Here is a 6,935-nt window from a genome sequence, read left to right on the forward strand (position 1 = left end):
AATAAAAGGCAGAGCAGGCCAGATGCCTGCTCTAGTACATTATAACTCTATTCTACCCCCTCAATCCGGTCTTCCACCTCCTGATACAACTCACGCAGACGATCCAAATTGTTCTCCGAAGTCTCCCAATAACCCCGACCGTTCACCTCAAGCAAAGTGCTGACAATCTTGCGGAACGAATGAGGATTTAAGTTAAGCAAACGCTTCTGCATCTCCTCATCTTGGATAAACGTAGTGTTGACATCCTCATACACCCAATTATCCACAGCGCCCGCCGTCGCACTCCATCCAGTCGTATTCACCAGACGCTTAGAAATCTCCCGCACGCCTTCATAACCGTGCGACAACATCCCCTCGTACCACTTCGGATTCAGCAGCTTAGTCCGCGAATCTAAACGCACGGTTTCTGATAGCGTCCGCACCTGCGCGTTGGCTGTGGTGGTATCAGCAACAAAGGAAGCCGGTTGCTTCCCGTCGCCCCGCAAACTGCCGATCAATTTAGTCGGATCGGAGTCGAAATAGTGCGACACGTCGGTTAGGGAAATCTCCGCAGAATCCAAGTTCTGGAAGGTGACTTCCGCAGTTTTCAAGGATGATTCAAAAATCTTCCGGTCTTGTTCCATTGTTCCGGGATTGTCGGAAGAAAAGGCGAACGATTTGCGGGCTAAATACATTTCCTGCAACTCGGCTTCGCTTTCCCAGGTGCTGTTTTCCACCGCCAAGTTGACGTTAGATGAATAGGAACCAGAGGCATTGGAAAATACCCGGGTTGCTGCTTGCCGCAGGTTAATTCCCATTTCTTCAGCTTGCTTCAAGGCGTGTTTGCGGACGAAGTTCATCTCTAACGGTTCGTCGGCTTCCGCTGCCATTTTCACGGCTTTATCTAACAGGTTCATTTGGTTGATGAACAAGTCGCGGAAGACGCCGGAACAGTTAATTACTACGTCGATCCGAGGGCGGCCCAACTCTTCTAAAGAAAGCAATTCGAGTTTGTTTACCCGGCCCAAAGCGTCGGGAACTGGCTTCACTCCCACCATCCACATTACTTGCGCGAGGGATTCGCCGTAAGTCTTGATGTTGTCGGTTCCCCACAACACAACGGCGATCGTTTCTGGGTAATTTCCGCCGTTATCAACGCGCTGTCTTTCTAACAGCCGATCGACTACAACCTTAGCAGACTTAACCGCCCCCGTTGTAGGGATTGACTGCGGATCCAAAGCGTGCATATTCTTGCCCGTCGGCAAAACATCCGGGTTGCGAATCGGATCGCCGCCCGGGCCAGGCAGAACATACTCGCCTTCTAACGCGCGCAACAGTGCGCCTAATTCGTTGTCGGCACAAACTTGCTGCAAGCAGAATTCCAGATATTCAAACAGCGGTTTAATCGGTTCTGGATCGATTTTTTTGTAACCGGCGGCGTGCAAGGCTTCAACCCAAGGTGTTTTCTTACCCATGTTGAAGAAATTCAACTTAGAAACAAGGGAAACTCTACCCTCAGCATCGGTTTGTTCCTTCACCAAAGCGCCAACGGCATCCCGACAGGCAAAGGTGATATTTTGCAGCAATTCAACATCAGTTAAAATGCCTTTGTCGCTGTTGGTGTAAATTTCGCCGATATCGCGTCCGAGACTGTTAGCAATAATCCGCGGCAAGCTGATCAGCCCGTCTTCTTCGCGGTCTAAATTGGCGATATTCACCAAAGTTGCGATCGCCTCTTCAGCAGTCGGCGGCTTACCGATAACGTGCAAACCGCAAGGTAACAACCGCGATTCAATCTCCATCAACTTGCGGTAAACCAAGCCAACTAAATTGTCGCGTTCCTCGCCAGTCATTCCCGCAGCAACCCCTCTTTCTTGTTCGGGAGGTAGCGCAATATCCTTGTCCAAATTTACCAAACGGCATTTTTCGACGATCGCATCAACAATCGGCACACCCCGCCCAGTCTCTTTCAAAGTTTGATAAGAAGCAATTAACTCGCTGAGTTCCTGCAAACCTTTGTACAAACCAGCATTTTCAGCCGGAGGAGTCAGATAACTGATTGTTTCAGCATAACTGCGGCGCTTAGCAATTGTTGCCTCGCTGGGATTGTTGGCTGCGTAATAATAGATATTGGGAATTTTGCCGATCAAACTGTCGGGATAACATTCCCCAGACATTCCCATCTGCTTACCAGGCATGAATTCTAGCGAACCGTGAGTGCCAAAGTGCAGCACCGCATCCGCACCCCAAATGCGCTCTAAATATGTATAGTAAGCAGCAAAACCGTGGTGCGGGCTGGCGGAACGAGAGAATAACAACCGCATCGGATCGCCTTCATATCCAAAAGTAGGTTGCACTCCGATAAACACATTGCCAAAATGTTTGCCAAAAATCAGCAAATTTTGTCCGTCGCTGTTCAAATGTCCCGGAGGCGGCCCCCAATTTTCTTGCAAGCGTTCCGAGTAAGGAGTGAATTCTTCATACTCGGCTACGGACATCCGGTAAGCAATATTCAATTCGGGAGTTTGGTATTGGGCTGTTGCGTCGTGGATGACTTCTTGCATCAGTTTTTCGGCGGAATCTGGCAATTCGGGCAAGTCGTAGCCGTTGCCTTTTAAGCCTTTCATTACTTCATAAATCGAGCCGAAAACATCTAAATATGCTGCTGTTCCGACGTTGCCTTTATCGGGGGGAAAACTGAAAATTGTAATCGCAACTTTCTTATCTAATTTTGGTTTGCGGCGCAGCATTGCCCACTTCATGGCGCGCTGGGAAATTGCTTCGATTCTATCTTGCAGGGCGATCGCCTTGCCAGTTGCGCCGTCTCTTCCCGACAAAATAATCGGTTCGATCGCGCCATCCAACTCGGGAATGGCAATTTGCAAAGCAACTTGAATCGGGTGCAAGCCTAAATCGCTATTTTCCCACTCTTCCGTCGTTTGGAAAACCAGCGGCAAAGCCACCATGTAAGGGCGATTTAATTTTTTCAAAGATTCGATCGCCTTCGGGTGATCTTGTCTCGCCGGGCCGCCCACCAGCGCAAAACCAGTCAGAGAAACGACCGCATCAATTATTGGCAGCGGTGCAACACCTTTCGCCCCAACTTCCAAGAAAAAAGTTTCGACGGGTTTCGAGAAGTCCAAACCGCCGGCAAAAATCGGCACCACCCGCGCCCCCATTGCCTCCAATTCCTGCACCATTGCTACATAGTGCGCGTCATCTCCCGTGACTAAGTGAGTCCGCTGCAACACCAAGCCAATGCAAGGTGCGAGAGGGTCTTTGAGGTCTGCCGAAATATCTTTGCGGGCGTTGTACCAGGTGAGGTATCCTTTGACATCCTCAAACATCGACGGTGCCAAAGGATGCCAAATTCCCATGTCCGGGTAGACAACGGGCTCTTCAAAAGTTAACTGTTCCTGTCCTTTGAAAACATATTTATGTGACAGCATCAGCAAGAAGTTTTCCAAGTTTTCTTGGGAACCGCCCAGCCAATACTGGAAACTCAGCATGAAGTTTCGCGCATCTTGGGCTTTGTCGATGGGCAAATATTTCAGCACTTTCGGCAAAGTCTGCAGCAGTTTCAGCATTCCGTCTTGGAAGGAACTCCCGGATTTTTCCTTCCGTTTTTTCATGAATTCGCCGATCGCACTTTTGCTTTGTCCCAACTGTGCCATCGAGAAACTGCCCATTTTATTGAGCCGCATTACCCCTGGCATCGACGGGAAGACGACGGCGACATCCAAGCTGTCGCGCAGCGGTTCAACTGCCGCTACCACTTTTTCTGCCAAATCTTCGATGAAAATTAGAGAAGCAATAAATACATTGGCATCCGCCACATCCCGCTTGAAGGCCTCGTAATTTTCCGGGCTGCGGAGTTCCTCGATCAGGTAGCCGCTGATTTCTATTGCCAGATTCGGATTTTTCTGGTTTATCGATCGAACCGCTGCCGACAGGGCGCTTTGATACTGCGGTTCCAGTACGACATAGACCACCTTCATGAGCGATCGCCCCTGCAAGTTTTCCGGCACAACGTGGCGAATGGTGGGCTTGACGTGAGTGAACATCCGGTTAGGCTCCTTTAAGATGCTGTTTTCGGGAATCGGGAATTTTTTTATCCCATAAGCATTTTTACCAGAAAACGCTTGCCATTAGGCGATTTGAGCCTGCACGCTACACAATTCGACAAATTTATGGCAACTTTTTGTTACATTTTTTTAGAAATTCCTTGAGTAAATACTCCATATTTTATTTACAAAAATTTACTTGACAATTTATATTTTATATGTATAGGATTAATTGGTTGGATAAAAATAATTAAAAATTAACCAACGATTGACAAAGAAATCCTGAAAAAAGTTCCCATTTTTGTATAACAGATCAAACTTGCGATCGAGCAGTTAACAGATGGAAAAAAGGCATAATTTGTGAAGGTAGAATGTAGCCTTCGGATAATTGCTGAGTCAAAAAAGTTGACATTTGACCAGGAACTTAAAACCATTTCATAACATCTGTTTTGTGTAAATTCCCGATCGGCGATCGAATTCATGGAAAACTAATCGGTATTCACGATCGAACTCATCAACACTTTAGGGGGAAACATGGCTAACTACGCAATTTTCGACGAACAATTCTACCTCGCCTCATATCCTTGGGTCAAACCAGCCATTGACGCAGGAGTCATCAAATCCGGGAGAGAACACTTTGAAAAATTCGGGCGAGAAGGCGGTCTAACTAAAGTATCGCGTTATTTTGACGAAAATGCTTACCTTGCTGCAAATCCAGACCTAGCACCCTTTGTCCGTACAGTCAATCCAAACGCACCTTTTGCGACCGGCCTCGATCACTTTATCCAGTTCGGTTACGATGAAGGACAGCGCCGCACCCAAGTATCGCCTGAGTACAACGAAAGCTTTTATTTAACAAACAACTCTGAACTCCAACCGTTCGTTCAGAACGGAACTTTCAAATCAGGCTACCAGCATTTCATTCAATTCGGCTCAAAAGAAGGTCGGTTTGGAACTTCATTTTTTGAACCGGAATACTTAAAAGAAAACCCCGACATTGTACCGTTTGTCAACTCTGGAAACTTGAGAACCGGCCGGGAACACTTCTTCAATTTTGGACAATTTGAGCCGGCCCGCGACGCGACTTTTGTCGGCAGTCGCAGCAACGATGTTTTAACTGGTGTTGGCGTCGGGGATGTCGAACTTGTGGGAGTGGAAGTAGGTATAGATCGCAACGGCAACCGTCAGTATGAAAGCTTTGGCACCAATGAATTCGATGTCCTGATTGGTGCCCCGGGAACTAATACATTCGTACTCGGAGTTCCTGCTACAGCGGGGAATGTCACCCCGACACCGCTGTATTTGGGTAACGGTCAAGCTACGATTCGCAACTTCGACATAGAAAGCGATTTTATCCAACTGCAAGGAACTTCTTTAAACGGCTACAGCCTGACTCCAATTGGCAGCAATTTGTCAATCCAGCGTTTTGGAGACGTGCTCGGCGTGATTGAAGGAGGAGCAAGCTTGGGTTTGACTTTCCAAGAATCTAACGGTAACGGTACTTTCTTGATAGGATAGTCATTGGTCATTGCTCATTAGTCATTAGTCATTAGTCATCAGTCATTAGTCATTAGCTAATGCTGATGATTAATGATTTTTTATTGGTGGGCGATGGTTCTATAAAAAAGTACGATCGCACTTTACTTTAAACAGCAAACTATGAATTACGATATCTTCGACGAACAATACTACCTTGCCTCATATCCGTGGCTGAAACCAGCCATTGATGCAGGCATCATCAAATCTGGAAGAGAACACTTTGAAAAATTCGGTCAAGCCGTCGGCCTCACAAAAATATCGCGGTATTTTGACGAAGATACTTACCTTGAGGGAAATCCAGACCTTAAACCATTTGTCCGCACTCCCAACAATCCAAACGCGCCTTTTGCGACCGGACTAGACCACTTTATCCAATACGGTTACGAAGAGGGTCGCACTCGCGTATCGCCTGAGTATGACGAAGCGTTTTACGTAGCAACTAACCGAGATTTGCAGCCGTTTATTCAGAATGGAACTTTTAAAAATGGCTACCAGCATTTCATTCAATTCGGGGTAAAAGAAGGTCGTTTGGGAACATCTTTCTTTGAACCGGAATACTTCGTCAATGTGTTTGAGGCTATCAGCTCTGGAACATTAAAAACTGGTCGGGAACATTACTTCAAGTTTGGGCAATTCGAGCCAAGCCGCGAGGCAACTTTTGTCGGAACTTCCGGTAATGACATCCTCACTGGTGTAGGGGTAGGGAAGGTCGAATTAATTGGAGTTGAAGTAGGTTTTACCTATCCCGGCCCCCGAAATTATGAAAGTGACGGCAGCAATGAATTCGATACTCTCACTGGCGGTAGCGGCCGCGATAAATTCGTGCTCGGTGACATTGTTGGCTTCAGGGGAGGAACGCTCTCATCCAGACAGTTCTACATCGGCCCAGGTTTTGCTACAATTCGGAACTTTACTCAAGGTCAGGATATCATCCAGATAGGGATTCCCTTTGATCAATTATTGGTGTTTCCAATCAACAATAATCGAGATTTAGCTATTCAAACGAATGGCTTCCCCGTCGTTGCAAATGGTATTGCCACAACCAGTCGCTTTGACACAATTGCTGTTCTTGAAGGTGGCGGAAATCTCAACTTAAAGCTATTACCAGAATCTGGTGTTATTAGATCTTTCCTTGGGTAAAAATATCGCAGCTATGGAGGGTTTGCCTTAGTCCATCATGGGGAGACTGATTAATTCAAAAATCGTGAGATACAATTGCCATAATTCAGGGGTGAGCCAATCTAAATCTGCAAGAAAGTGGGATGAGAAATTCCTTTAACCCACATTCCGCAGATATTCAAGCAGATTTCATTTCAAAGAAATTCAGAATTGCCAAAACCTCAAATGATTGCA

3 protein-coding genes are annotated in these 6,935 nt (G+C 46.8%); 2 read left to right on the plus strand and 1 reads right to left on the minus strand.

The genetic code is table 11. The features are described from left to right. Nucleotides 1-47: 47 nt before the first annotated feature. Nucleotides 48-4,043 (minus strand): magnesium chelatase subunit H, encoded by a 3,996-nt coding sequence (locus tag QUA99_RS14955; protein ID WP_333237951.1) that lies wholly within the window; start codon nt 4,041-4,043, stop codon nt 48-50. A 534-nt stretch (nt 4,044-4,577) separates the two neighbouring features. Here QUA99_RS14955 and QUA99_RS14960 point away from each other — a divergent pair. Both QUA99_RS14960 and QUA99_RS14965 read left to right on the plus strand, forming a co-directional pair. Beyond that, a complete protein-coding gene (locus QUA99_RS14960; protein WP_333237953.1) occupies nt 4,578-5,561 on the plus strand; it encodes a calcium-binding protein in 984 nt (327 codons plus the stop codon). Between the two features lie 141 nt (nt 5,562-5,702). Next, the gene (locus tag QUA99_RS14965; RefSeq protein ID WP_333237955.1) at nt 5,703-6,722 is read left to right on the plus strand and encodes a calcium-binding protein; all 1,020 of its coding nucleotides are present in this window, start codon (nt 5,703-5,705) and stop codon (nt 6,720-6,722) included. Nucleotides 6,723-6,935: the final 213 nt, after the last annotated feature.

It is taken from the genome of Microcoleus sp. F10-B2 (assembly GCF_036704965.1).
In the GTDB taxonomy this organism is placed as follows: domain Bacteria; phylum Cyanobacteriota; class Cyanobacteriia; order Cyanobacteriales; family Microcoleaceae; genus Microcoleus.

Bases quoted from the DNA above. Each gene is read 5' to 3' on its own strand.
- QUA99_RS14965 (WP_333237955.1), top strand. From the start codon at position 5,703: ATGAATTACGATATCTTCGACGAACAATACTACCTTGCCTCATATCCG.
- QUA99_RS14960 (WP_333237953.1), top strand. From the start codon at position 4,578: ATGGCTAACTACGCAATTTTCGACGAACAATTCTACCTCGCCTCATAT.
- QUA99_RS14955 (WP_333237951.1), bottom strand. From the start codon at position 4,043: ATGTTCACTCACGTCAAGCCCACCATTCGCCACGTTGTGCCGGAAAAC.